General features: G+C 60.7%; 17 protein-coding genes, 2 tRNA genes and 1 pseudogene. 13 read left to right on the forward strand and 7 right to left on the reverse strand.

The window, feature by feature from the left end:
* Positions 1 to 33: 33 nt before the first annotated feature.
* The 4 genes from ACL2XF_RS25510 to mutH form a co-directional block, all read right to left on the reverse strand.
* Positions 34 to 1,074 (reverse strand): NADP(H)-dependent aldo-keto reductase, encoded by a 1,041-nt coding sequence (locus tag ACL2XF_RS25510; RefSeq protein WP_413721347.1) that lies wholly within the window; start codon positions 1,072 to 1,074, stop codon positions 34 to 36.
* Positions 1,075 to 1,210: 136 nt separating this feature from the next.
* Positions 1,211 to 1,429, reverse strand: coding sequence for a YgdI/YgdR family lipoprotein (locus ACL2XF_RS25515; protein ID WP_410013675.1), 219 nt, complete (start codon positions 1,427 to 1,429; stop codon positions 1,211 to 1,213).
* A gap of 24 nt (positions 1,430 to 1,453) precedes the next feature.
* A complete protein-coding gene (locus tag ACL2XF_RS25520) occupies positions 1,454 to 2,176 on the reverse strand; it encodes a TerC family protein (protein WP_410013676.1) in 723 nt (240 codons plus the stop codon).
* A gap of 83 nt (positions 2,177 to 2,259) precedes the next feature.
* Entirely contained in the window at positions 2,260 to 2,952 is a 693-nt protein-coding gene (mutH, locus tag ACL2XF_RS25525) for a DNA mismatch repair endonuclease MutH (protein ID WP_413727741.1), read from the reverse strand.
* Positions 2,953 to 3,642: 690 nt separating this feature from the next.
* Here mutH and rppH point away from each other — a divergent pair.
* The 12 genes from rppH to recD all read left to right on the forward strand — a co-directional run bounded on the left by rppH (position 3,643) and on the right by recD (position 22,290).
* A complete protein-coding gene (rppH, locus tag ACL2XF_RS25530) occupies positions 3,643 to 4,170 on the forward strand; it encodes an RNA pyrophosphohydrolase (RefSeq protein WP_410013678.1) in 528 nt (175 codons plus the stop codon).
* Between the two features lie 12 nt (positions 4,171 to 4,182).
* A complete protein-coding gene (ptsP, locus tag ACL2XF_RS25535) occupies positions 4,183 to 6,432 on the forward strand; it encodes a phosphoenolpyruvate--protein phosphotransferase (RefSeq protein WP_410013679.1) in 2,250 nt (749 codons plus the stop codon).
* Positions 6,433 to 6,627: 195 nt separating this feature from the next.
* Positions 6,628 to 7,500: a prolipoprotein diacylglyceryl transferase gene (gene lgt / locus ACL2XF_RS25540; RefSeq protein ID WP_410013680.1), complete on the forward strand. Its 873-nt coding sequence runs from the start codon at positions 6,628 to 6,630 to the stop codon at positions 7,498 to 7,500.
* 6 nt (positions 7,501 to 7,506) lie between these two features.
* Positions 7,507 to 8,301, forward strand: a complete 795-nt coding sequence (gene thyA / locus ACL2XF_RS25545) for a thymidylate synthase (RefSeq protein ID WP_410013681.1) — start codon at positions 7,507 to 7,509, stop codon at positions 8,299 to 8,301.
* Between the two features lie 197 nt (positions 8,302 to 8,498).
* Positions 8,499 to 8,996, forward strand: coding sequence for a prepilin-type N-terminal cleavage/methylation domain-containing protein (locus ACL2XF_RS25550; protein ID WP_410013682.1), 498 nt, complete (start codon positions 8,499 to 8,501; stop codon positions 8,994 to 8,996).
* Positions 8,954 to 9,559 carry a prepilin peptidase-dependent protein gene (locus ACL2XF_RS25555; RefSeq protein ID WP_413727742.1) on the forward strand — a complete coding sequence of 202 codons (606 nt, stop codon included), beginning with the start codon at positions 8,954 to 8,956 and terminating at the stop codon, positions 9,557 to 9,559. The genes ACL2XF_RS25550 and ACL2XF_RS25555 overlap by 43 nt, the downstream gene beginning before the upstream one ends.
* Positions 9,556 to 9,981 carry a DUF2509 family protein gene (locus ACL2XF_RS25560; RefSeq protein WP_413721343.1) on the forward strand — a complete coding sequence of 142 codons (426 nt, stop codon included), beginning with the start codon at positions 9,556 to 9,558 and terminating at the stop codon, positions 9,979 to 9,981. Before ACL2XF_RS25555 ends, ACL2XF_RS25560 begins: the two co-directional genes overlap by 4 nt.
* A gap of 47 nt (positions 9,982 to 10,028) precedes the next feature.
* Positions 10,029 to 10,388 carry a prepilin-type N-terminal cleavage/methylation domain-containing protein gene (locus ACL2XF_RS25565; protein ID WP_410013685.1) on the forward strand — a complete coding sequence of 120 codons (360 nt, stop codon included), beginning with the start codon at positions 10,029 to 10,031 and terminating at the stop codon, positions 10,386 to 10,388.
* A 79-nt stretch (positions 10,389 to 10,467) separates the two neighbouring features.
* On the forward strand, positions 10,468 to 13,881 hold the full coding sequence (gene recC / locus ACL2XF_RS25570; RefSeq protein WP_413727743.1) for an exodeoxyribonuclease V subunit gamma: 3,414 nt from the start codon (positions 10,468 to 10,470) through the stop codon (positions 13,879 to 13,881).
* An 82-nt stretch (positions 13,882 to 13,963) separates the two neighbouring features.
* The gene (gene ptrA, locus ACL2XF_RS25575) at positions 13,964 to 16,858 is read left to right on the forward strand and encodes a pitrilysin (protein WP_413727744.1); all 2,895 of its coding nucleotides are present in this window, start codon (positions 13,964 to 13,966) and stop codon (positions 16,856 to 16,858) included.
* Between the two features lie 15 nt (positions 16,859 to 16,873).
* Complete coding sequence (recB, locus tag ACL2XF_RS25580; RefSeq protein WP_413727745.1) at positions 16,874 to 20,440, forward strand: exodeoxyribonuclease V subunit beta; 3,567 nt, start codon at positions 16,874 to 16,876, stop codon at positions 20,438 to 20,440.
* Positions 20,440 to 22,290 (forward strand): exodeoxyribonuclease V subunit alpha, encoded by a 1,851-nt coding sequence (gene recD, locus ACL2XF_RS25585; protein WP_413727746.1) that lies wholly within the window; start codon positions 20,440 to 20,442, stop codon positions 22,288 to 22,290. The genes recB and recD overlap by 1 nt, the downstream gene beginning before the upstream one ends.
* Positions 22,291 to 22,361: 71 nt before the next feature.
* On the opposite strand, the gene argA is transcribed toward recD, so the two are convergent.
* The gene (argA, locus tag ACL2XF_RS25590) at positions 22,362 to 23,696 is read right to left on the reverse strand and encodes an amino-acid N-acetyltransferase (protein WP_410013690.1); all 1,335 of its coding nucleotides are present in this window, start codon (positions 23,694 to 23,696) and stop codon (positions 22,362 to 22,364) included.
* Positions 23,697 to 23,927: 231 nt separating this feature from the next.
* Here argA and amiC point away from each other — a divergent pair.
* Positions 23,928 to 25,185, forward strand: a pseudogene (gene amiC / locus ACL2XF_RS25595) (N-acetylmuramoyl-L-alanine amidase AmiC).
* Between the two features lie 83 nt (positions 25,186 to 25,268).
* Here the strand turns inward: amiC and ACL2XF_RS25600 are convergent.
* Together ACL2XF_RS25600 and ACL2XF_RS25605 are read right to left on the reverse strand one after the other, a co-directional pair.
* Positions 25,269 to 25,345: transfer RNA gene (locus ACL2XF_RS25600), tRNA-Met, on the reverse strand.
* A 92-nt stretch (positions 25,346 to 25,437) separates the two neighbouring features.
* Positions 25,438 to 25,514, reverse strand: a tRNA-Met gene (locus ACL2XF_RS25605).
* Between the last annotated feature and the right edge of the window lie 157 nt (positions 25,515 to 25,671).

Below are 25,671 nucleotides of genomic sequence, written 5' to 3' on the forward strand. Positions count from 1 at the left end.
CGCGGAGCGACCGATAGCGCCGCTCCGTGTGGGTTAAGGCGCCGGGATGGTAAAGCGCTGATGGATGTTTTCCAGTTCGGCGATAATCTCGTCGTTTAACGTCAGTTCCAGGCTATCGAGATTGGTCTGTAACTGTTCCAGGGAAGTGGCGCCCAGCAGGGTAGACGCCACAAACGGTTGCCGGCGCACAAACGCCAGCGCCATCTGCGCGGGGTCAATGCCGTAGCGCTGCGCCAGCGCCACATATTCGGCAATCGCCTGCTGGGTATGGGGCGCGCTGTAGCGGGTAAAGCGGCTGAACAGCGTATTGCGCGCGCCCGCCGGTTTGGCGCCATTGAGGTATTTACCGGTCAGCGTGCCGAAGGCCAGGCTGGAATAGGCCAGCAGCTCCAGCCCTTCAAACTGGCTGATTTCCGCCATGCCCACTTCAAAACTGCGGTTCAACAGGCTGTAGGGATTCTGCACCGTGACGATGCGCGGCAGATCGTGCTTTTCCGCCAACTGCAGATAACGCATGGCGCCCCAGGGCGTCTCGTTGGAGATGCCGAGATAGCGGATTTTCCCCGCCCGTACCTGCTCGGCCAGCGCTTCCAGCGTTTCGAGTATGGTTACCGCCAGTTTTTCGTCGGTGTACTGGTAATTCAGTTTGCCGAAGCAGTTAGTGGCGCGCTGCGGCCAGTGCACCTGGTAGAGATCGAGATAATCGGTGCCCAGCCGCTGCAGGCTGGCGTCCAGCGCCATGCGGATATTCTTGCGATCCAGTATCTGCTGGGGCCGGATGCCGGCGTCATTGCCGCGCGTGGGGCCGGCGACCTTGCTGGCCAGGATGATTTTTTCCCGTCCGCCCCGTTGCTTAAGCCAATTGCCGATATAGGTTTCGGTCAGTCCCTGGGTTTCGGGGCGCGGCGGCACCGGATACATTTCAGCCGTGTCGATCAGATTCACCCCGGCGGCAACGGCATGATCCAGCTGCGCATGGGCATCGGCCTGCGTATTTTGCTCGCCAAAGGTCATGGTGCCCAATCCCAGAACGCTGACTTCTAGTGAACTATGGGGAATACGGTGATAATGCATTGAGGCTAGTTCCTTAATGTCTGAAAAGATCAGGCGTCAACAGGCGCCGCCCGATCAGACTATAACCAAGCCAGAGCGCGGGGAAAAGCGCAAAATGGGCGGGCGGGGATGTTTAACCGACAAGGGCGCCGAACGCTCAGCGCGCGATCATCTGCGATACCTCATTACCGTTAATCTGCATATCATTGCCCTGCTCGTCGGTATAGCGAATCAGGCCGGTGGACTTATCCAGTTTAGGTTTGCCCTGGGTCAAAATCATCCGGCCGTCCTTGGTCGCCATCACATAATCACTGGCGCAGCCCGATAGCATGACGGTGAATAACACCGCCGATACGATTGCCACTTTTTTATTCATATTATGTCCATGTTAAGCATTGGATCAATTACGACGGGCGTGGCTGACTTTCTTATTCCTGAGAAGGTTCAGCGCCTCGACGCCCATAGAGAAAAACATCGCAAAATAAATGTAGCCTTTAGGTACATGAATATCAACGCTTTCGAGGATCAGGGTAAAGCCGATTAAAATCAGGAACGCCAGCGCCAGCATCTTGACCGAGGGATGGCGGGCGACGAACTCTCCTATCGGCCGCGCGGCGAACATCATCACGCCCACCGCGATCACCACCGCCGCCATCATGATAAACAGGTGATTGGACAGGCCGACGGCGGTGATCACCGAATCCAGGCTGAAGATAATATCCAGCAGCATGATTTGCGTGATGGCGCCGAGAAACGAACTGACATTGGTGCTTTGATCGGCTTCGCCCCCTTCCAGCGCCTGGTGGATCTCCCGGCAGGATTTCCAGATAAGGAACAATCCTCCCAGCAGTAATATCAGGTCGCGGATCGATACCTCGGTCGCGAAAACGGTAAACAACGGGTAGGTAAGGCGAATCACCCACGAAATGGACGCCAGCAGGCAAAGCCGCATGACCATGGCGCCGAACAGGCCCAGACGGCGGGCTTTGGCTTGCTGTCTCGCGGGCAGCTTGGCGACGACCAGGGAGAGAAAAATGATATTATCAATACCAAGGACGATTTCCAGAACAGTCAGTGTTCCCAGCGCCAGCCACGCATCGGGATCCACGATCCAATCAAACATTGTGATCCATTACCTAAATGTAAACGAAGCTTAAACGAATATTATAAACAGGTCCAAAGGGCAGCAGGCAAGGTAAAATGCATTTACATCAGGAAATGCCGTGCCAGCATTGGCCCGGTGAAGGTCTTTTTCAGGTAAAACCCGCGCGGTAACGTCATGATCGGCTGGCCGAATTCGCCGATGGCCCTGGTCAGCGCCCGGCTATTGGCGGCCTTGGGCCTCAACTGCAGCACCTCGCCGTGGCGCGCGGTGATATGTTCCACGCGCCCGAGTACGATTAAATCCATTAATTCCTCCCAGTCGTTTTGCAACAGCGATTCTTCCTCGGCGCTGGGACTCCACAGCAGCGGCGTGCCGATACGGCGCCGGGTGAGCGGGATCGCGCGCTCGCCTTCCACCGGTATCCACAATACCCTGGCCAGCTTATACCTGACATGGCTGGACGCCCAGGTGACGCCGCTGTTGCCGGTCAGCGGCGCGACACAGACAAAGGTGGTTTCCAGGGGGCGGCCGCGGCCGTCGACCGGTATGGTTTTCAGTTCCACCCCGATGGCGGCAAAATCCTGCTCGGGTTTACTGCCCGCGCTGGCGCCCAGGTAACGTTCCAGCAAGACGCCGATCCAGCCTTTATCACGTTTCAGGTTGGCCGGCATTACCAGGCCCGCGTGCGCCGCCAGTTCACCCAGATTATAGCCCGCCAGGGCGCTGGCGCGCGCCAATAGCTCTATTTCGTCCCCCGGCGGGAGGATCGGTGTGGCGATGAGGGGAAGGGTCATAAACAGTTATCCGCGTGCTGTATAAAAACTAATCGGTCGCCGGGGCCGTCCGACCCAGGATCGGCATTTAATCATCAGCCATAAATAATAGCATGATTTCACACTCTTTTTTAAGCGTCGATCGCGTTTTTCCGCCGGCGCGCCCGAGGTTGTACACCTGAAGCGGGCGACAATGAACAGGATCTTACACCATGTTATCCACAGAAGTATGGGATAAACCTAATAAACTGGCACTACTGTCACTATTTACAGCCTTGACGCCCCTGTTTTTTACAGGTTTGTACATATATCGCCGCGCTTTACAGCATAATTTGTGGATAAAATCATCATCGTCTGTTTTTTAACCTCATCGCGCGCAACCGGTGGACAGGCGGATCCCGCACGATCGTTCCCACGGCGGGATCCGGCAACAGGCGATTGAAAATCATTGTGTTTTCCCGCGGCGCGTTTTGCAAAGCCGGCACGCGGCGAAAAGTTTTCCCTCTTTAACCCAGTGTTCTGCACATACCTATCCACAGAAAAAGTGAATAAAAGCACCGGCAGTTATCCCCGGCTGTTGATAACCAAGCCGCATCCGGACGCCATTCGACGTCCAGGAAGTCGGACATTCCTTAAAAGCAGTGGTTTACCGTATTGAGCGAGTGTGAAACAATCAGGCTATCTTGCATTTTATGTAATCGAGGTAGTCCGGTGATCGATGATGATGGCTACCGCCCGAATGTTGGTATTGTGATCTGTAATCGTGATGGGCAGGTGGTATGGGCCAGGAGATATGGGCAGCACTCATGGCAGTTTCCCCAGGGCGGCATTAATCCCGGCGAAACCGCGGAACAGGCCATGTACCGTGAACTGTACGAAGAGGTCGGGCTGAGCCGTAAGGATGTGCGCATACTGGCCTCCACCCGTAACTGGTTGCGTTACAAGCTGCCGAAGCGTCTGGTACGCTGGGACACCAAGCCGGTTTGTATCGGCCAGAAGCAAAAATGGTTCCTGCTGCAGCTCATGTGCCCGGACGCCGATATCAATATGCAGCGCGGGGGCACCCCTGAGTTCGACGGCTGGCGCTGGGTCAGTTTCTGGTACCCGGTGCGCCAGGTGGTTTCTTTTAAGCGGGACGTTTACCGCCGGGTAATGAAAGAGTTTTCTACTATTGTCATGCCGTTGCAGGAAAGCGCTGTGCAACGGACTCTCCCAGGCTACAGACGGAAGAGGGGTTAAGCCACGCAGAATATGCTCACGCGCTTGCGGGAAATCGTTGAAAAGGTCGCCGCCGCGCCGCGCCTGTCGGATACGCTGGAAATTCTGGTCAATGAGACCTGTCTGGCGATGGATACCGAAGTCTGTTCGGTTTATCTGGCCGATAACGATCGCCGCTGCTACTACCTGATGGCCACGCGTGGTTTGCAAAAACCGCGCGGGCGCACCATCACGCTGGCTTTCGACCAGGGGATCGTCGGGCTGGTGGGCCGCCTGGCGGAGCCCATCAACCTGGCCGATGCCCATAACCATCCCAGCTTCCAGTACATTCCGGCGGTAAAAGAAGAGCGTTTCCGCTCCTTCCTCGGCGTGCCGATTATCCACCGCCGCCAACTGCTGGGCGTATTGGTGGTGCAGCAGCGCGAACATCGGCAGTTCGACGAAAGCGAAGAATCCTTTATGGTGACGCTGGCCACGCAAATGGCCGGTATTTTGTCGCAATCCCAGCTCAACGCGCTGTTCGGCCAATACCGCCAGACGCGCATCCGCGCGCTGGCCGCCGCCCCCGGCGTGGCGATAGCCCAGGGGTGGGTGGACAACAGCCAGCCTTCGCTCGATCAGGTTTTTCAAGCTTCGTCGCTGGACAGCGCGCGCGAGCGCGAGCGCCTGACGCTCGCCCTCGGCGAAGCGGCGGCGGAGTTCCGCCGTTTTAGCAAGCGTTTCACCGCCAATGCGCAAAAAGACAGCGCGGCGATTTTCGATCTTTACTCCCATTTGCTTAACGACGCGCGCTTAAAGCGTGAGCTGTTTGCGCGAATCGATGCCGGCGCCATGGCCGAATGGGCGGTAAAACAAGTTATCGAGCTGTTCGCCGAGCAGTTCGCGCAGTTGAATGACAGCTATATGCGCGAGCGCGCCGGCGATTTACGCGCCCTCGGGCAACGCCTGCTGTTTCATCTGGGCGATAACATCCAGGGCGAGACGCCCTGGCCGTCGCGTTTTATCCTGGTGGCCGATGAGCTGAGCGCCACACTGCTGGCCGAGATGCCGCAGGACAAAATGGTGGGCGTGGTGGTCAGGGACGGCGCCGCCAATTCCCATGCCGCCATCCTGGTGCGGGCCATGGGCATCCCAACCGTTATGGGCGCCGATATCCAGCCGGCGCTGCTAAACCAGCGGCTGTTGGTGGTGGACGGTTATCGCGGCGAGCTGCTGGTGGATCCCGAACCGGTGCTGGTGCAAGAGTACCAGCGTTTAATCAGCGAGGAAAAACAGCTCAGCCGCCTGGCGGAAGACGATGTGGAACAGCCGGCGACCATGAAAAGCGGCGAGCGCATCCAGGTGATGCTTAACGCCGGCCTGAGCGCTGGACATGAACAGCGTCTGGGCAATCGCGTGGACGGCGTCGGCCTCTACCGCACCGAAATTCCGTTTATGCTGCAAAGCGGATTTCCGTCCGAGGATGAACAGGTCGCGCAATACCAGGGCATGTTGCAGCTGTTCCCGGCCAAGCCGGTGACGCTGCGCACGCTGGATGTCGGCTCGGATAAGCAACTGCCCTATATGGCGCCGCTTAATGAGGAAAATCCCTGCCTGGGCTGGCGCGGTATCCGCATCACGCTCGATCAACCGGAAATTTTCCTCATCCAGGTGCGCGCCATGCTGCGGGCCAACGCGGCTACCGGTAATCTCAGTATCCTGCTGCCGATGATCACAAGCGTCGACGAAATCGACGAGGCCCGGCGCCTTATCGACCGGGCCGGGCGCGAGGTGGAGGACATGCTGGGGTACGCGCTGCCGCCGCTGCGCATCGGGGTGATGATTGAAGTGCCCGCCATGGTGTTTATGCTGCCGCTGTTGATCAACCGGGTGGATTTTGTCTCGGTGGGCAGTAATGACCTGACCCAGTACCTGCTGGCGGTGGATCGCAACAATACCCGGGTGGCGGCCATGTACGACAGCCTGCATCCGGCCATGCTGCAGGTATTGGTGAAAATCGTCGCCGAGTGCCGCCTGCTGGGGCTCGATTGCAGCCTGTGCGGCGAAATGGCCGGCGACCCCATGGGCGCGCTGCTGCTGGCCGGCATGGGTTATCGCACCCTCAGCATGAATGGACGCAGCGTCGCCCGCATCAAATACCTGCTGCGTAATGTGGAGCTCGGCGACGCCGTTACCCTGGTGGAACGGGTGCTCACCGCGCAAAATGCCATCGATGTGCGTCATCAGGTGGCGGCGTTTCTGGAGCGCCGCGGGCTGGGCGGTCTTATCCGCGGCGGCAGGTAGGACGGCCGGCGGCGCAACCCGATATTAAAAACGCGTAAATTTTCCGTCGCCCCGCCGCGAACATTAGGCCGCTATGCTATGATATGCCGCCATCGGACGAACCAGGCGCACGGCGACGCAACGCTTTTTCGTGACCGAACGGCCTGCCGCCCCGTCGCACCGACGCGGTGAAAATGACTTAAATCGTGGTGATGAATGACAATGAATTATCTGGCCTTCCCGCAGTTTGACCCGGTGATTTTTTCCGTGGGACCGGTGTCGCTCCATTGGTACGGCCTGATGTACCTGGTCGGTTTCGTCTTTGCCATGTGGCTGGCGGTGCGCCGCGCCAACCGGCCCGGCAGCGGCTGGACCAAGGATGAAGTGGAGAACCTGCTGTATGCCGGGTTCCTGGGCGTGTTCCTGGGCGGACGCATCGGCTATGTGCTGTTCTATAACCTGCCGCAGTTCCTCGAGAATCCGCTTTATCTGTTTAAGGTATGGGACGGCGGCATGTCGTTCCATGGCGGCCTGATGGGCGTTATTATCGTGATGCTGTGGTTTGCCCACCGCACCAAACGCCATTTCTTCCAGGTGGCGGATTTTATCGCCCCGATGATCCCCTTCGGCCTGGGCGCCGGCCGGCTGGGCAATTTTATCAACGGCGAACTTTGGGGGCGCGTAACGACGGATACCCCGTGGGCGATGCTGTTTCCCAGCTCGCGCGCCGAGGATCTGGCCCTGCTGCCTTCGCATCCGCAATGGCAGGCGCTGTTTAACCAGTATGGCGTATTGCCCCGCCATCCCTCGCAAATTTATGAGCTGCTGCTTGAAGGCGTGGTGCTGTTTATCATCCTGAATGTGTTTATCCGCAAGCCGCGCCCGCTGGGCAGCGTCTCCGGCCTGTTTCTGATGGGGTACGGCGCGTTTCGCATTATCGTGGAGTTTTTCCGCCAGCCCGACGCGCAGCTCGGATTATTCGACGATGCCATCAGCATGGGGCAAATCCTGTCGTTGCCGATGATTATCGCCGGTCTGATTATGTTTATCTGGGCCTACCGCCGCCGCCCCCAGCAACAACTGTCCTGAGGTCACATGAAACAGTATTTGGAACTGATGCGCCTGGTTCGGCATCAAGGCACGCCGAAAGCCGATCGCACCGGCACCGGCACCTTATCGATTTTCGGCCATCAGATGCGCTTTAACCTGCAGCAGGGTTTTCCGCTGGTCACCACCAAACGCTGCCACCTGCGCTCGATCATTTATGAGCTGCTGTGGTTTCTCAACGGCGATACCCAGGTGGATTATCTGCACGAGCACAACGTGTCCATTTGGGACGAGTGGGCGGATAAGGACGGCAATCTCGGCCCGGTGTACGGTAAGCAATGGCGCGCCTGGGGCGCGGCGGACGGCCGCCGGATCGATCAGCTGAGCCGGGTGATCGAGCAGTTGCGCCAGGACCCCGACTCACGGCGCATTATCGTTTCCGCCTGGAATGTGGGCGAGCTGGATCAGATGGCGCTGGCGCCTTGCCATGCCTTGTTCCAGTTTTATGTCGCGGACGGTACGCTGTCCTGCCAGCTTTACCAGCGCTCATGCGATATTTTCCTCGGCCTGCCGTTTAATATCGCCAGCTACGCGCTGCTGGTGCATATGGTGGCGCAGCAGTGCGACCTGCGGGTGGGGGATTTTGTCTGGACCGGCGGCGATACCCATCTGTACAGCAATCATCTGGAGCAGGCCGACCTGCAGCTGACGCGCGCGCCGCGTGAACTGCCGCGCCTGGTGATCAAGCGTAAGCCCGCGTCGCTGTTCGACTACCGTTTTGAGGATTTTGATATCCAGGGTTACGACCCGTATCCGCCAATCAAGGCGCCTGTGGCAATCTGATATTGCGCGCCCGTTAACACGTCTGCTTTGCACGGGAGGTTAACGGGCCTGCCGCGCCGTGGGGCGCCATAGTTTTGTTATGCTCCCCGCAATATTTTGTCTGTTTGCACCTCTCCCCTAAATCCCTGCGACAGCCCGTCGCACTTTGCGTCTTACCCGGTAGCGCGGCGGGATGGATAGCCGCTATCCTGCGGTGCATGAAAATTCCCAACCTGTCACAGCGGGGCTATACCCTGATTGAAATGATGCTGGTGCTGGCCTTGACGGCGATGCTGGCGCTGTCGGGCACGTTTGTCTGGCGGCATTACCAGCATAAATCCCAGCTCGAACACGCGGCGCGCCAGATAGCGGATTTCATGCAGCGTTTACAGTGCCGGGCCGCCTGGGGCAATCATCATTATCGCATCAGGGTGCGAACCGGCCTGGACTGGTCGCTGGAGGCGCGTGGGGACGCGCAGGCGCGCCCTATGCCGGCGCCGGCAATGACCTTGCGGCGGCAGGCGTCCGCCGGGAGTATCCGGCTGGAAATTTCCACGCCCGGCTACCTTACCCTGGCGGGACTGCGCAATACCGCCACGCCGGCCCACCTGACGCTCAGCAACCCGGCGGGCAGGATCAGGGTTATCCTGTCTGGCAAGGGGCGGGTCAGGGTGTGCAGCGAGCACGGCCGCTGGGCGGGGATCGGGCCGTGCTAAACCGGGCGCAGCGGGGGGCGGGCCTGGCGGAAACCCTGGGCGCCCTGGCGGTGGTGTCCCTGCTGCTGCTGGCCGGCCTGCGGCTGTTGCCGCTATTGCATCGCCTCAGCCACGGCGGCATGCAACAGGCCAGGCTGGTTCGGCAGATTGATTACAGCCTGCTGGCCATGGAAAAAGATTTGCGCCGCGCCGGTCATTGCCGGCCGCCCTGCGCACGGTCCGGCGTCGTGCTGGGGCAGCGACGCGGCGAGCGTAAAAATTCCTGCCTGATCGTCAGTTACGCCTTTTATCCGACCGGGGCCAGAACGGCGGGAGGCCGCGTCGTCAACGATACCTTCGGCTACCGTTTGCATCGCGGCGCCTTGGAAACCCAGCGCGGCGTCAGGCATTGCGACGAGGCGGGCTGGGCCAATATGCACGATCCCCGGCAGGTGCGGATAACAAGGCTCAGGTTTGAACCGGTGGCGGCCCATGCATGGCGGATCACGCTGCATGGCGTGCAAAGCGATCGTCCCGGCGGCGGGTATCGGACCAGCCGGATCGTTGTCGGGCGTAATGGATGAATACTCAATCGCAGCGGGGCGGCGGTTCCCTGGCGGCGCTGCTGGCCGTATTGTTTACCGGCATGGCGGCTCTGGCGGCGTGGCAGCGTTTTATGGATGCTTCCCTGGCGTTGATTGCCGATGAACAGCATTACCTGAGCGCTTTTCATCAGGCCGAATCCGCGCTGTCGTGGGGAACCGGCCAGTGCTGGCGGGGGGAGGACGGGCAATGCCTGCGGCCGCCGGGCGGAAATTTCCAGGCCTGCCTGCTGGCGGGGGCGGGCGGCAGATGGATACTGCGCGGCCACGGCGATGGTGTAGCCGAACCGGTGTATCTGTACCGCGTGGTGGCGATGCGCCCTGCGGGGCAGTTGGGGGACGGCGCAACATCATGGCGTCTGACGCCGCTGCCCGCGGGCTGGCTGGACTACCACCCGGGCTGAATCCTTTGCGAGGTGTAATGAAAAGCTATCATCAGCGGGGGCATGGCATGCCGGAAGCATTAATGGCGGTACTGTTGTTTTCGCTGGTGGCGCTGTTTATGCTGCACTATCTGCAGCGGCTGGCGAACCGGCAGGAGGATGTGCGCCAGTACCGCCAGGCGTTGACGCTCAGCCACCAGGCGTTGGAAGGATATCGCCTGCCAAGCCTGCGGGACAGGCTGGCTGACAGCATGGACCTGCCCGCCGGTTGGCGGCTCGATATCGTCGTACAGCCGCTGGCCGGCGGCTGTACGCGGGTCAGTGCCGGGGTCGCAACCGCGCGCGGGCAACGGGCAACGCTGTGCGAATGGTTTTGTTTGCCCGTGGATGCGAAGCGACGTGGGGGTGATACCGTCGATGGCGGGTGATCAACGCTTGTTTTCAGCGCGAATACCGCTAGAGTGTCGGCATGAGTAACACCCGTTGGGTCAGGCGAAAGGGGGCGGCATGTTTACGGTGTACCATTCAAACCAGCTGGATTTGCTTAAAGCGCTGGCCGCCGCGCTGATCGAGGGGCGTCCGCTGCGCGATCCGTTCCAGCCGGAGGTGATCCTGGTGCAAAGCTCCGGCATGGCCCAATGGATGCAGATGGCGCTGGCGGCGCGGTTCGGCATTTCCGCCAATATCGAATTTCCCTTGCCGGCAAGCTTTATCTGGCAAATGTTCACCCGCGTACTGCCGGATATCCCGCAGGAGAGCGCGTTCTCCAAGGATGCCATGACCTGGAAACTGATGGCATTGCTGCCAAAGCTGTGCCAGCAGCCCGGGTTCGAGGTGATCTGCCAGTACCTTAAGGATGACGGCGACCGGCGTAAATGTTTCCAGTTTGCCGCCCGTATCGCGGATCTTTTCGATCAATACCTGGTCTTCAGGCCGGACTGGCTGGAGCGCTGGCAGCGCGCAGAGCCGGTGCCGGACCTGGGCGATGCCCAGTCCTGGCAAGCCCCCCTGTGGCGGGAACTGGTGGCGTTCACCGACCGGGCCGGGCAATCTCCCTGGCATCGCGCCAACCTCTACACGCGGTTTATCCAGACGCTGGAAGAGGCGGCCGAATGTCCGCCGGGCCTGCCCGAACGCGTATTTATCTGCGGCATTTCCGCCTTGCCCCCCACCTATCTACAGGCGTTGCAGGCGCTGGGGTGCCATATCGACATTCATCTGCTTTTCACCAACCCTTGCCGCTATTATTGGGGCGATATCCGCGATTACGCCTTCCTGGCCAAGTTGCAAAACCGCAAACGCACCCATTACCAGGAGCCACGGGAACAGGGCCTTTTCCGCCGGCCGGCGGAGGCCGGGGCGCTGTTCAACGACGCGGGAGAACAGCAGGTCGGCAATCCTCTGCTGGCTTCCTGGGGTAAACTGGGCCGCGATAACCTGTATCTGCTGGCCCAGCTGGAGGGCGTCCAGGAAGTGGACGCCTTTGTCGACCCGCCGGACGACGGCCTGCTATCCACCCTGCAGCGCGACATACTGGAACTGGAAGATCATGCCGTGGTCGGCATGACCCGCGAGACGCTGGAGAACAGCCGGACAAAACGGCTGCTGCAGCCCTCCGATCGTTCCCTCAGCCTGCATGTCTGCCACAGTCCGCAGCGCGAGGTGGAAGTGCTGCACGATCGGCTGCTGGCGATGATCGGCGACGATCCCGGCCTGTCGCCCCGCGACATTATCGTCATGGTGGCGGATATCGATCGTTATACGCCCGCGATCCAGGCGGTATTCGGTCATGCCGGCAGCGGGCGCTATCTGCCGTTTGCCATTTCCGACCGGCGCGCGCGCCATATCCATCCGGCGCTGCCGGCGTTTTTGTCCTTGCTGGAGCTGCCGCAAAGCCGCTTCGCCGCCGAACAGGTGCTGGCGCTGCTTGAGGTGCCGGCGGTGGCGGCGCGTTTTTCGATTAACGAGGACGGGCAGAAGTTGCTGCGGCAATGGGTCGCCGAGTCGGGCATCCGCTGGGGCCTGGACGACGATAATATCCGCGAGCTGATGCTGCCCGCCACCGGCCAGCATACCTGGCAATTCGGACTGACGCGCATGCTGCTGGGGTACGCCATGGACAGCCATAGCGGGGACTGGCGCGGTATTCTGCCTTACGACGAATCAAGCGGGCTGATTGCGGAACTGGTGGGCCATCTGGCGGAATTGCTGGCGCAGCTCAGGCGCTGGCGGGACATCCTGCGGGAACCGCGCGACCTGGCCGGATGGCTGCCCTGTTGCCGGGAACTGGCGGCGGACTTTTTCCTGCCGGACAGCGAGACCGAAGCCGCGCTGGCCCTGCTGGAAACCCAATGGCAGGAGATCCTGCAATTCGGCCTGCAGGCTGCCTATGACGAACCCTTGTCGATCACGCTGCTGCGCGACGAATTATCCGCCCGGCTGGATCAGCAGCGCGTCAGCCAGCGCTTCCTGGCGGGCACGATTAATTTTTGCACGCTGATGCCCATGCGATCCATCCCTTTCAAGGTTGTGTGCCTGCTGGGCATGAACGACGGCGTCTATCCGCGTTCGCTGCCGCCGCTGGGGTTCGATTTAATGGCCGGCCAGGCGAGACGGGGCGACCGCAGCCGCCGCGACGATGACCGCTACCTGTTCCTGGAAGCATTGCTGTCGGCCCAGCAGCGTTTTTACATCAGTTTTATCGGCCGTTCTATCCAGGATAACAGTCAACGCTATCCGTCGGTGCTGGTCAGCGAATTGATCGAGTATGTCGCGCAGAGTTTTTACCTGCCGGGGGATGAGGCGGTGGATGTGGACACCAGCGCCGCCCGGGTCAGCGCGCATCTGTGCCAGTGGCACAGCCGCATGCCGTTTGCCGCCGAGAATTTTATCAAGGATACCGAACAGCAAAGTTTTGCCGCGGAGTGGCTGCCCGCCGCCAGCGCGGGCGGCAAGCCCCATCCCGAGTTTACCCGTCCGCTGGACCCGCAGCCGGTTACCCTGCTGGCGTTTGACGTGCTGAAACGGTTTTACGGCCACCCGGTGCGCGCCTATTTCCAGCAGCGCCTGGGCGTCTATTTCCGCCTGGAAGAAACCGAGCTGTCCGCCGACGAGCCGTTTGTCGTCGAAGGCCTGGACCGCTACCAGCTTAACGACCAACTGCTTAATACGCTTATCGCCGGGGAAGATCCCGACCGGCTTTACCGTACCTTCAGGGCGGCCGGATACCTGCCCTACGGCGCATTCGGCGAACTGTATTGGGCCAAACAGCGCGATGAAATGGCCCTGCTGGCTGAAACGGTGCGCGAACAACGCCGTGATGGGGCGCAAAGCATCGAGATAAGCCTGATGCTGGGCGACGCCGAACTGAGCGGCTGGCTGCCCCAGACGCAGAGCGACGGCTTGCTGCGCTGGCGTCCGGGCGTTTTATCGATGAAAGACGGCATGGCGCTGTGGCTGGAGCATCTGGCATGGTGCGCCATGGGCGGCGGCGGGGAGAGCCGCATGTATGGCACCAAGGGCCAGTGGCGTTTTGCCGCGTTGGCGCCGGAGCAGGCGAAAGCGTTTTTACTGACGCTGGTGACGGGGTATGGCCAGGGCATGAGCACGCCGCTGCTATTATTACACCGCGCCGGCGGCGCATGGCTGGCACAAAGCTACGACCACGGTACGGGCGCCATTGACTGGGGGGAATCCTGCCAGCTCCAGGCGCGCGATAAGCTGATGCAGGCCTGGCAAGGGGACGGCTACACGCCCGGCGAGGGACAAGACCCCTACCTGCAGCGGCTGATGCGGCAACTCAACGCGCCGCATGTCGAGGCGATTATCCAGGCGGCGCAAACTTACCTGCTGGCGCCGTTCAGCCTCAATCTGGCGGAAGCCGAAAAGGCACGACGGGGGAAAAAAAGCACGTTAAGCTAACAACACCGGCGATAGCCGGCAAATACATCGCGAAATAAGCGAAGAGGCCATGGCCGGCCCTTCAGGGTTGTTGGAGAGTGGAATGCGTAGATTGGTTGTGGGATTGTTCAGTTGTGCTGTGTTGTGTTGTTTGGGCATTGCGCCTGCCGTAGCGGATGTCGCCGGCTGGCAGCCGATAAAGGAGACCATCCGCAAGAGCAGCAAGGACATACGCCAGTACCAGGCCGTCAGGCTGGCCAACGGCATGACGGTATTGCTGGTCAGCGATAAGCAGGCGGTGAAGTCGCTGTCCGCCATCGCGGTGCCGGTGGGATCGCTTGAGAACCCGGATGACCAGTTGGGCCTGGCCCACTATCTTGAACATATGATCCTGATGGGGTCGAAAAAATACCCACAGCCGGAAAACCTGGCGGAATTCCTGAAAAAGCACGGCGGCGATCATAACGCCAGCACCGCCTCCTACCGCACCGCATTTTACCTCGAGGTGGAAAATAACGCCCTGGAGCCAGCCATCGATCGCCTGGCGGACGCCATCGCCGAGCCGTTGCTCGATCCCGGCAACGCCGACAAAGAACGTCATGCGGTCGATGCCGAACTCACCATGGCCCGCGCCAATGACGGCTTGCGCATGGCGCAAATCCGCGCCGAAACCATGAATCCCGCCCATCCCGGCTCGCGTTTTTCCGGCGGCAACCTCGACACCCTGCGCGATAAGCCGGGCAGCAACCTGCACCAGGCGCTGAAGGCGTTTTATCATCGTTATTACTCCGCCAACCTGATGGTGGCGGTGATCTACGGCAACCAGCCGTTGCCCGAATTGGCGCGGATCGCGGCCGCCACCTACGGACGCGTGGCCAACCGCCACGCCACGGTGCCCAAGATTACCGCACCGGCGGTGACAAAAAAGCAAACCGGCGTCCTGATCCACTACCAGCCGGTGCAGCCGCAGAAAATGCTGCGCATCGAGTTTCCCATCACCAATAACAGCCAGGCTTTTCGCAGTAAAACCGATACTTATATCAGTTACCTGATTGGCAACCGCAGTCCGAACACCCTGGCTGACTGGTTGCAGAAACAGGGACTGGCGGATGCCATAGACGCGGGCGCCGATCCCATGGTCGATCGCAACGGCGGGGTGTTCGCCATCGCCACGTCCCTGAGCGATAAAGGGCTCAGGCAACGGGATGAAGTGGTGGCGGCAATCTTCAGTTACCTGAAGACCCTGCGCGAACAAGGGATACAGAGGCAATATTTCGATGAGATCGCCCATGTGCTGGAACAGGATTTCCGCTACCCGGTGATTACCCGCAATATGGATTATATCGAATGGCTGGTGGACTCCATGCTGCGGGTGCCGGTACAGCACGTGCTCGATTCCGCCTATGTGGCGGACCGCTACGATCCCAAGGCCATCGCCGCGCGCCTGGACGGCATGACGCCGGACAAGGCCCGCATCTGGTTTATCAGTCCGGACGAGCCGCATAACAAAAGCGCTTATTTTGTCAACGCGCCTTACCAGGTAGATAAAATCCCGGCGCAACGGCTGACGTTATGGCGCCAGACCCAGCCTCATATCCAGCTGTCGCTGCCGGCGCTCAATCCCTATATCGCCAGCGATTTTTCATTAATCAAAGCCACCGCGGCGCCGGCCTATCCGCAACTGCTGATCGACGAACCGGGACTGCGGCTGCGTTATATGCCCAGCCGGTATTTCGCCGACGTGCCGCGGGCGGATATCACCCTCAATTTCCGTAATCCCGCCGTCATGGCTTCCGCCCGCAATCAGGTGCTTTATTCCCTGAACGACTATATCGCCAGCCAGGATCTGGCCGAGCTCAGCAATCAGGCCTATGTGGGCGGCATCAGCTTTTCCACCTATGAAAACGACGGGTTGACCATTAAAGCCTCGGGGTATACCCAGCGCCTGTCGCAACTGGTATTAAGCCTGGTGGAGCGTTACGCCACCTTTACGCCGACGGTTGATCAGCTGTTACAGGCCAAAAGCTGGTATCGCCAGCAGCTGGACGGCACGGAAAAAGAGAAGCCGTACGCGCAGGCGATGATCCCGGTCAAAGTGTTGTCGGCCCTGCCGTATGTGGAACGGGATGAGCGGCGCGCCCTGATTGACGGCATGACGGTACAGGATGTGATTGATTACCGCGAAACCCTGTTCAAGCCCACCGCGCTGGATATGCTGGTGGTGGGCAATATGACGCCGCAGCAGGCCACCGAACTGTCGGCACAGCTGAAGAAACAGATAGGTTGGACGGGCACGCAGTGGCGGCGCGCCGACAAAGTGCAGATTACCCGGCCGCAGCTGGCCGTGATGCAAAAACAGGGCGGCAGTTCTGATGCGGCGCTGTCCGCGGCGTATGTCCCCGCCGGCTATGACCGGATACAGGGCATGGCTAATAGCTATATGCTGGCGCAAATCGTGGAGTCCTGGTTCTACCAGCAGCTGCGCACCCAGGAACAGTTGGGATATGCGATTTTTATGGTGCCGGTATTTGTCGGCGACCAGGGCGGGATCGGTTTTGTGCTGCAAAGCGGCACCCGGCAGCCCGCATACCTTTACCAGCGCTACCAGGCGTTTTTCCCCGAGGCGGAACGGCGGCTGCGCGCTATGGCGCCCGCGGATTTCGAGCAGTATAAGCAAGGCATTATCAGCCAATTGCTACAGCAGCCGCAGACGCTGGCCGAAGAAGTGGGACAATATACCGATGACATCGAGCGCGATAACCTGTCTTTCGATACCCGTGCTAAAGTAGTGGCGGCGCTGCGGCAGATGACGCTCGCGCAGCTGGCTGATTTTTTCCATCAGGCGGTAATTGCGCCGACCGGGCTGGCGCTATTATCCCAGATTGGCGGCAGCGGCGACGGCCACGCTCCGGCGGAATATGCCGCGCCCGCGGGCTGGCAGCTTTATCCCAACGCCTCGGCGCTGCAAAGGACGTTACCCGTACTTGCTCATCAATAGAGGAAAACAGCATCCTTGACCGCGCAGATACTTAATCCGCTGACGTTGCCGTTGCAGGGCGCAAGCCTTATCGAGGCGTCGGCGGGTACCGGGAAAACCTACACGCTGGCGGCGCTTTATCTCCGCCTGCTGCTGGGGCTGGGCCAGCAGGCGGCTTATCAGCGCCCGCTCAGCGTGGAAGAAATCCTGGTGGTGACCTTTACCGAGGCGGCCACCGAGGAACTGCGGGGACGCATCCGGGAGAATATCCACCGCCTGCGGCTGGCCTGCGTGCGTGGTCCTGCCCTGAGTGAACCCGGCAAGGACGACCTGTTTCAGGAACTGCTGGCCCAGGTCGCCGATACGGAGCATGCCGCCCGTTTACTGCTGGCGGCCGAACGGCAGATGGATGAAGCGGCGATTTATACCATTCATGGCTTTTGCCAGCGCATGCTCGGCCAGAATACCGTTGAGTCGGGTATGTTGTTCCAGCAAACCCTGGTGGAAGACGAATCGGCGCTCAGACGCCAGGTCTGCGCCGACTTTTGGCGCCGCCATTGCTACCCGCTGCCTTACGCCATCGCCCAGGCCATACACCAGGAATGGGACGGTCCGGAAAAACTGTTGGCTGAATTGCTGCCTTATATGCAGGGCGAGGCGCCGGTGGTGCGCAATCCGCCGGATAAAACCGAGTCCATCCTGGCGCGGCATGAGCGCATTATCGCCCGCATCGACGCCCTTAAGCGGTCATGGCGCCAATCCGCCGGTTTGTTGCCGGCCCTGGTGGGCGACTCAGGCGTCGATAAGCGCTCATACAGCAGCAAGAACCTGCCTGTGTGGCTGGATAAAATGTCAGCCTGGGCCGCCGCGCCAACCGATGATTATGCGGTGCCAAAAGAGCTTGAACGCTTCCGCCAATCGGTACTGCGCGCCAAAACCATCAAGGGCAGCCCGCCCGAACATGCCCTGTTCGACGAAATCGACCGGTTTTTCCAGGAGGCGTTGACGCTGCGCGAGCTGATTTTTGTGCTGGCGCTGGATGAAATGCGCCTCGCGCTGCAACTCGAAAAGCGCCGGCGCGGTGAACTGGGCTTTGACGATCTGCTTAGCCGTTTTGACGAGGCGCTGCGGGGCGAGGGCGGTGACGCCCTGGCGCAGTCGGTGCGCGCGCGCTATCCGGTGGCGATGATTGACGAATTCCAGGATACCGACCCCCAGCAATACCGCATTTTCCGCCGCCTCTATGGCGGGCAGCCGGCCTGCGGGCTGGTATTGATTGGCGATCCCAAACAGGCGATTTATGCTTTTCGCGGCGCGGATATTTTTACCTATATGCGCGCCCGCAGCGAAGTTAGCGCCCACTATACTCTCGGCACCAACTGGCGCTCCTCGCCGCCCATGATCGGCGCGGTGAACCGCCTGTTCCAATCGCTCGCAAACCCCTTTATTTTTGCGCAAATTCCCTTTTTGCCGGTCGCCGCCGCCCCGGAAAACGACGCGCTATCGCTGATGGTCGACCAGGCGCCGCAGCCGGCGCTGCGGGTCTGGCTGCTGGCGGGGGACGGAACCGGTGTAAGTGAGTACCAACATTTAATGGCGCGCCAGTGCGCCGCCGCCATCAGCGACCTGCTGACCGCCGGCCGGGACGGGCGCGCCTGGCTTAACGGCCGCAAGGGACGCGAGGCGCTGCAGGCCTCGGACATGACGGTGCTGGTGCGTAACCGTAATGAAGCCTCCCTGGTGCGCGACGCGTTAAGCGCATTGTCGATCCCCGCGGTTTACCTGTCCAATCGTGACAGCGTTTATGAAACGCCGGAGGCGCGCGAGCTGCTGTGGTTGTTGCAGGCAATCCTGATCCCGGGCCAGGATAACGCCCTGCGCTGCGCCCTGGCCACCAGCCTGATGGGGCTAGACGCCCAGGATATCGATGCCGTCAACCACAACGGCCAGGCCTGGGACGCGCTGGTGGATGAGTTCGCCGGGTATCGCCAGCTGTGGCGGCAACGCGGTGTGCTGCCGATGCTGCGCCAGGTGATGATTGCCCATCAGATAGCGGAGAACCTACTGGCCAGCGTTAATGGCGAACGCAGGCTGACCGATCTGCTGCATCTGGCCGAACTGCTGCAGGAAGCCTCGGCGCAGCTGGATAACGAACACGCGCTGGTGCGCTGGCTGGCGTTGCAGATTGAACAGCCCAACACCCAGGCCGATAACCAGCAGCTGAGGCTGGAAAGCGACCGCCATCTGGTGAAGATCACCACGGTGCATAAGTCCAAGGGATTGGAATTTCCCCTGGTATTCCTGCCGTTTGTCGCCGATTTCCGGCTGCAAAAGCGCCCCTTGTTCCATGACCGCAGTGATTTCCAGGCCTGGCTGGATCTGGCGGCCTCCGAGGAGAGCCTCGCGCTCGCGGAGGAAGAGCGGTTGGCGGAAGACCTGCGCCTGCTGTACGTGGCGCTGACCCGTTCCATTTATCAATGTTGCATCGGTATCGCGCCGCTGTTTCGCGGCACCCGTGCCAAAAACGGCGATACCGATGTGCATCAAAGCGCGTTGGGCTACCTGATACAGCAGGGCGAGCCCGGCGGCGGCGCCGTCCTGCGGGCGCGGCTTGAGCAACTGTGCGCAGCGGATATCGCCCTGGACGTGATTACCCAGCCGCAGGGGCACCCCTGGCAACCGGCCGTGACGGCGCGGCATAGCCTCGCCGCCCGGCGCTTTCAGCCGCGCGCGCAGGACAATTGGCGCGTCACCAGCTATTCCGGCCTGCAACAGCACGGCGGCGGACCGGGGCTGATGGAACTGCTGCCCCGGCTGGACGTCGACGCGGTGGGCGAACGCCGTCAGGACGCCGAACCCGAGCTGTCGCCCCATACCTTTGCGCGCGGCGCCTCCCCCGGCACCTTCCTGCACGCCCTGTTTGAATCGCTCGATTTTACCCGGCCGCTTGATGAGGATTGGCTCAGTGGGCAACTGGCGCAAAACGGCATCAGCGACATTTGGCGACCGGTTATCGGGCAGTGGATGGACCGGGTATTAAACGCGCCGCTCGGCGCCTCCGGCATTACGCTCTCCCGACTGGCGCCGGGGCGGAAACAGGCGGAGCTGCAGTTCTATCTGCCGATCGACGCCACGGTGACCGCCGGCGCGCTGGATATGCTGTGCAAACGCTACGATCCGTTGTCCGCGCGCTGCCCGCCGCTGGATTTTCCCCAGGTGCGGGGAATGCTGAAGGGGTTTATCGACCTGGTATTTTGCTGGCAGGACCGTTATTACCTGCTGGACTACAAATCCAACTGGCTGGGCGAAGACGATGCCGCCTATACGCCCGAGGCGATGGCGCAGGCCATGGCGGAGCATCGCTACGATCTGCAATACCAGCTTTATACCCTGGCGTTGCACCGTTACCTGCGCCATCGCCTGGCGGATTATGATTATCGCCGCCATTTTGGCGGAGTCTTTTATCTGTTCCTGCGCGGCGTCGCGGCCGATAATCCCGGCAACGGCATATTTTACTGCCGCCCTGAACCGGCCCTGATTGACGGGCTGGATACATTATTCAGCCAGGGCGCGGCGGTCACCAGCGAGGATAAGGCGATTTAATGGACGTTGTGATCGAGCAGGCGCAATTACTGCGGCTTTGGCGGCCGCTGGATATCCAGTTTGCCCGCATGCTGGCGAGCGCGGATGAGCCGGCCCTGCTGCTGGCTTGCGCTTGCCTGAGCGCCGACGCCGGCGCCGGACATGTTTGCCTGCCGTTGACGCTATTGCAGCCCGGCGGCCTGTTCAACGGCCGGCATCCGCAGCTGGCCGAGCATGCCTGGCGCCTTGCCGGCAAGCCCTCGCCGGACGAGTGGCCGCGTTTGCTGAACGCGTCGCCGGCGGTCAGCGACGGTTCCAGGCCCACCCCCCTGGTATTAGATCAGGGCCGGTTGTATTTGCAGCGCATGTGGCAAAATGAACGGCGGGTCGCGCATTTTTTTAACGCCATCCGGCCCATGCCCGCTGGGGATGAAGCGCTTATCAGGCGGGTGCTGGACCGGTTTTTCCCGGCCGGCGCCGATGCGGTGGACTGGCAAAAAGTGGCGGCGGCGGTGGCTATCACCCATCCGGTGGCGCTGATTTCCGGCGGCCCGGGCACCGGTAAAACCTCGACGGTGGCGAAAATGCTGGCCGCCATGGTGGTGCTGGGCGGCGATGCCCGTCTGCGTATCCAACTGGCGGCGCCCACCGGGAAAGCGGCGGCGCGCCTGAGCGAGTCCCTTGGCGCGGCGCTGGCGGCGCTCGGCCTTGACGAACGGCAGCGGCGGCTGTTCCCCGCGGAAGCCGTGACGCTGCACCGGCTGCTGGGCGCGCAGCCCAACAGCCAGCGCATGCGTTACCATCAGGATAATCCGCTGCATGTGGATATCCTGATTGTCGACGAAGCCTCGATGGTCGATCTGCCGATGATGGCCAGCCTGATCGCCGCGCTGCCGCCGCAGGCGCGGGTGGTTTTTTTAGGCGATCGTTGCCAACTGGCGTCGGTGGAAGCGGGGGCGGTGCTGGGTGACATCTGCTTTCTGGCGGAGAACGGCTATAGTCCCGGGCGTAATGCGCAGCTGCGGCGGCTTACCGGCTGCGAGGTGCCGGCGGGCACGCCCGTGGCGGGACACCAGACGGGGGACAGCCTGTGCCTGCTGCGTAAAAGCTACCGCTTTGACGCGGGATCCGGCATCGGCCGTCTGGCCAATACCGTTAACAACGGCGATGGCCGGGGGGCGCTGGCGTTGCTGAAAGCCGGGCGTGATGAGGACGTGGCCTACGCGCCGGTGCGCGACGGCGAAAACTATCTGCGCCTGCTCGACGGGTGCGTGGCGGGCTATCGTGATTACCTGCGGCTGGTGCGGGACGGCGCCGGGGCAGGCGCGGTGTTAGCGGCATTTGACCGCTACCGCCTGCTGTGCGCGCTGCGCGAAGGGCCTTTCGGCGTCGCCGGCCTTAACGCGCGGATTGAACAGGCGCTGGCCCAGGCGGGGTTGATTAAGCGCCAGGCGGATGCCGCCGGCAGGGGGTATGCGGGACGGCCGCTGATGATCACCCGCAATGCGCCGTCCCTTGGACTGTATAACGGCGATATCGGTATTATGCTGCCGGATGCGCAGTCGGCGCTGCGGGTCTGCTTCCCGCTGCCTGACGGCACCATCAAGGCGGTGCCGTTAAGCCGTCTGCCCGATCATGAAACCGCTTTTGCCATGACGGTGCATAAATCCCAGGGGTCGGAGTTTATCCATACGGCGCTGGTGCTGCCCAACCAGTTTCTGCCGGTGCTAACCCGCGAGCTGGTCTATACGGCCATTACCCGCGCCCGCGAGCGGCTGTCGGTCTATGCCAACGACGAGGTGATAAGCCAGGCCATCGCCACGCCGACCGAGCGGCGCAGCGGCCTGCGGGAATTGCTGTTAAAGGGGTAGGCCGCCGGCAGGCTTGCCGGCGCACGCGGTAGCCGGCGGGCGTCCCGGGAATGCTCGCCGGCGCAGCCCGGTTACTGGCCGGTGAGGTCCGCCACCAGGATTTTTGAACGGCGATGGTAGTTATACAGCGCCTGCTTCTGCTGCGGCAGCACTTCCACTTCCGCCGGGGTAAAACCGCGCTCCTGGAACCAGTGAATGCTGCGCGTCGTCAGTACAAACAGCTTTTTCAGCCCCATCTGGCGCGCCTGCTGCGTAATGCGCTGCAACAGCATTTCGCCGCGCGACGAACTGCGGTAATCGGGATGCACGGCCACGCAGGCCATCTCCCCCAGCTGTTCTTCCGGAAAGGGGTAAAGGGCGGCGCAGGCAATGGTCAGGTTGTCCCGTTCGATAATAGTGAATTTATCGATTTCCATTTCCAGCTGTTCGCGGGACCGGCGCACCAGGATGCCCTGCTGCTCCAGCGGGCGTATCAATTCCAGGATGCCGCCGATATCGTTAATGGTCGCGCGCCGCACCTGTTCCGCGCTTTCCATCACGATCTGGGTGCCGATGCCTTCGCGGGAGAACAGTTCCTGCACCAGCGCGCCGTCATCCTGATAGCTGATCAGATGGCAACGGCGCACGCCGCTGCGGCAGGCTTTCACCGCGCCGCGCAAAAAGCGCACCGTGCCGGAATGGTAATCGCCTTTTTTTTCCAGCGCGTCGATACGCAGCTGGGCCTCATTGGGAAACAGTTCGGATATTATCTCGCCCTTATCGTCACACACCCCTTGCGAAGAACAAAAGCCGATAATCTTTTCCGCTTTCAGTTTGATAGCCAGCTGGGTGGCCACTTCTTCCGAGGTCAGGTTAAAGCTCTCGCCCGTTACCGACACCGCCACCGGCCCGAGCAGCACGATAGCGCCGCTGTCCAGCTGGCGGTGTATCGCCTCGTCGTCGATACGGCGGATGCGGCCGCTGTGGCAGTAGTCCACCCCGTCGTCCACCCCGAGCGGCTGGGCAATGATAAAATTGCCGCTGACCACATTAATATGCGCCCCCTGCAGCGGCGTATTGTTCAGGCTCATGGACAGCCGCGCGGTAATATCCAGCTGCAGCAGGCCGGCCGCCTGCTTGACCAGTTCAAGGGTCGGCGCGTCGGTGACGCGGGTATGCTTGTGGTAAATAGGTTCCAGGTGGTGCACCGACAGATTGGCGTCGATTTGCGGCCGTGCGCCGTAGACCAGCACCAGGCGGATGCCCAGGCTGTGAAGGAGGCCGATATCATTAACGATGTTGGCGAAGTTTTCATGTTCGATGGCTTCGCCGCCTAACATGACGACAAACGTCTTGCCCCGATGGGCATTGATATAGGGAACTGAGTGACGAAAGCCTTGGACCAGTTCAGTACTACGTTCCTTCACGGCAAATCCTCTGTGAATGATTATTCTGATTTTGTGTATTTTTATTCTATAAATAGGGTATTGGCAAGCAGCATTTTTCCCCATTCTTGTTTGTAAAGAATCGAAAATAAACCCCGAAGCACTAAGCATAGAGCCTTTTAAGGATGACAGATACCGGCGGATTCGCTAAAGTTTTTGCCATTCGAAAAAATGACTGCTTTTTCATTATATTAGCTTTTATCCTGGGGCGATATGCCGGATTCACATCATAATAAGGGGCGCAGGCGGTCTGCTGCAGGCAACCGCCGCCACCTGGCTGTTAACGCTCAGTCGCATCGGAATGGCGGCGCCGCTGGTGGTGGCCGTGCGCATCTGGCCCGCGGCCAGTTATACCCGCATTACGCTTGAATCCCAGTCCCCCTTGCGCTATCGCCAGTTTGTCCTTGGCAATCCCGACCGGCTGGTGGTGGATATCCAGGATGCCCAGCTTAATTCGGTGCTGAAGGGCGCCGGTCAATTGGTCAGGGAAGAGGACCCCTACATCAGCCGGATACGGGCCGGCCAGTTTGACGATCGCACCGCCAGGATGGTGATCGAACTGAAGCAGCCGGTCCAGGCGCGCTTCCTGGCCCTGCCGCCGGTGGCCGGGTTCAAACATCGTCTCATCATGGATCTCTATCCCCGGGCCGGCAGCCGTTCCGCGCTGCAGGACGATCCGCTGCTGGCGCTGCTGGAGGACTACAATCAGGGCGATCTGGCGCGCAGCCTGCCGCCCGAATCCCAGGCGCCGCGCGCCGGCAAAGCCGGGCGCGACCGGCCGGTTGTCATCATGCTCGACCCCGGCCATGGCGGTGAGGATCCTGGCGCCATCGGCAAGTTCCGCACCCGCGAAAAGGATGTGGTGCTCAAGATTGCCCGCCACCTGCGCGCCTTGATTGACCGTGAGCCCAATATGAAAGTCTATATGACGCGCAATGAGGATGTCTTTATTCCGCTGAAGGTCAGGGTGGCGAAAGCGCGCAAACAGCGCGCGGATCTGTTCGTCTCCATTCATGCCGACGCGTTTACCAACCGCGCGGCACGCGGCGCGTCGGTGTTCGCGCTGTCCACCAAAGGGGCCACCAGCGCCGCCGCGCGTTTCCTGGCGCAAACCCAGAACGCCGCGGACGATATCGGCGGGGTAGGCAAAAGCGGCGACCGCTATCTGGATCATACCTTGTTTGATTTGGTGCAGACCGCCACCATCAACGACAGCCTGAAATTCGGCAAGGCGGTGTTGCATCATCTGGGGAAAATCGCGCACCTGCATAAACGCAGCGTGGATCAGGCAGGTTTTGCGGTGCTCAAGGCGCCCGATATTCCCTCCATCCTGGTGGAGACCGCGTTTATCAGCAATGTGGAAGAGGAGCGGCGCCTGCGCACCACGCATTTCCAGCAGCAGGTGGCGCACGCCATCCTGGCGGGCATCAAGGCGTATTTTGCGGCGGGTGGGGTGATCTCGGGCCGGTGAGGCGGCGCGTTTTGCGTAATGCAGACAACAAAAAACCCACCTTAGAGTGGGTTAAGCGCTTTAGCCTGTCATTTTTCAAGAAGTGGTTGCGGGGGCCGGATTTGAACCGACGACCTTCGGGTTATGAGCCCGACGAGCTACCAGGCTGCTCCACCCCGCGTCCGATATACTACATCTGTGAGCAGTCAGATGCTTGCTTCTTTTACTCTTTTTTTTAATTCTTTTCTTAACGTATGACTTTTACTGCTTAATTGGTTGCGGGGGCCGGATTTGAACCGACGACCTTCGGGTTATGAGCCCGACGAGCTACCAGGCTGCTCCACCCCGCGTCCGTGGAAGCGCACTATACTCCGGACAGCCTTTGATGCAACCCCTTTTTGCGATTAATCGCCTGCTATAATGATTTTTGTTTAAAGAGGCGCTTTTTTGCCTGTTTTATAAGCAAAACAGACGGTTGTTTTTGCAATAATGCATTTATCTATTGAA

The sequence above is a fragment of the Sodalis sp. RH19 genome (assembly GCF_047324215.1).
In the GTDB taxonomy this organism is placed as follows: Bacteria; Pseudomonadota; Gammaproteobacteria; order Enterobacterales; family Enterobacteriaceae; genus Acerihabitans.

Coding starts and splice junctions, on each gene's coding strand:
- thyA (WP_410013681.1), top strand. CDS start 7,507: ATGAAACAGTATTTGGAACTGATGCGCCTGGTTCGGCATCAAGGCACG.
- lgt (WP_410013680.1), top strand. CDS start 6,628: ATGACAATGAATTATCTGGCCTTCCCGCAGTTTGACCCGGTGATTTTT.
- ptsP (WP_410013679.1), top strand. CDS start 4,183: ATGCTCACGCGCTTGCGGGAAATCGTTGAAAAGGTCGCCGCCGCGCCG.
- ACL2XF_RS25510 (WP_413721347.1), bottom strand. CDS start 1,074: ATGCATTATCACCGTATTCCCCATAGTTCACTAGAAGTCAGCGTTCTG.
- mutH (WP_413727741.1), bottom strand. CDS start 2,952: ATGACCCTTCCCCTCATCGCCACACCGATCCTCCCGCCGGGGGACGAA.
- ACL2XF_RS25520 (WP_410013676.1), bottom strand. CDS start 2,176: ATGTTTGATTGGATCGTGGATCCCGATGCGTGGCTGGCGCTGGGAACA.
- ACL2XF_RS25560 (WP_413721343.1), top strand. CDS start 9,556: ATGAATACTCAATCGCAGCGGGGCGGCGGTTCCCTGGCGGCGCTGCTG.
- recC (WP_413727743.1), top strand. CDS start 10,468: ATGTTTACGGTGTACCATTCAAACCAGCTGGATTTGCTTAAAGCGCTG.
- ACL2XF_RS25565 (WP_410013685.1), top strand. CDS start 10,029: ATGCCGGAAGCATTAATGGCGGTACTGTTGTTTTCGCTGGTGGCGCTG.
- ptrA (WP_413727744.1), top strand. CDS start 13,964: ATGCGTAGATTGGTTGTGGGATTGTTCAGTTGTGCTGTGTTGTGTTGT.
- recD (WP_413727746.1), top strand. CDS start 20,440: ATGGACGTTGTGATCGAGCAGGCGCAATTACTGCGGCTTTGGCGGCCG.
- ACL2XF_RS25515 (WP_410013675.1), bottom strand. CDS start 1,429: ATGAATAAAAAAGTGGCAATCGTATCGGCGGTGTTATTCACCGTCATG.
- ACL2XF_RS25550 (WP_410013682.1), top strand. CDS start 8,499: ATGAAAATTCCCAACCTGTCACAGCGGGGCTATACCCTGATTGAAATG.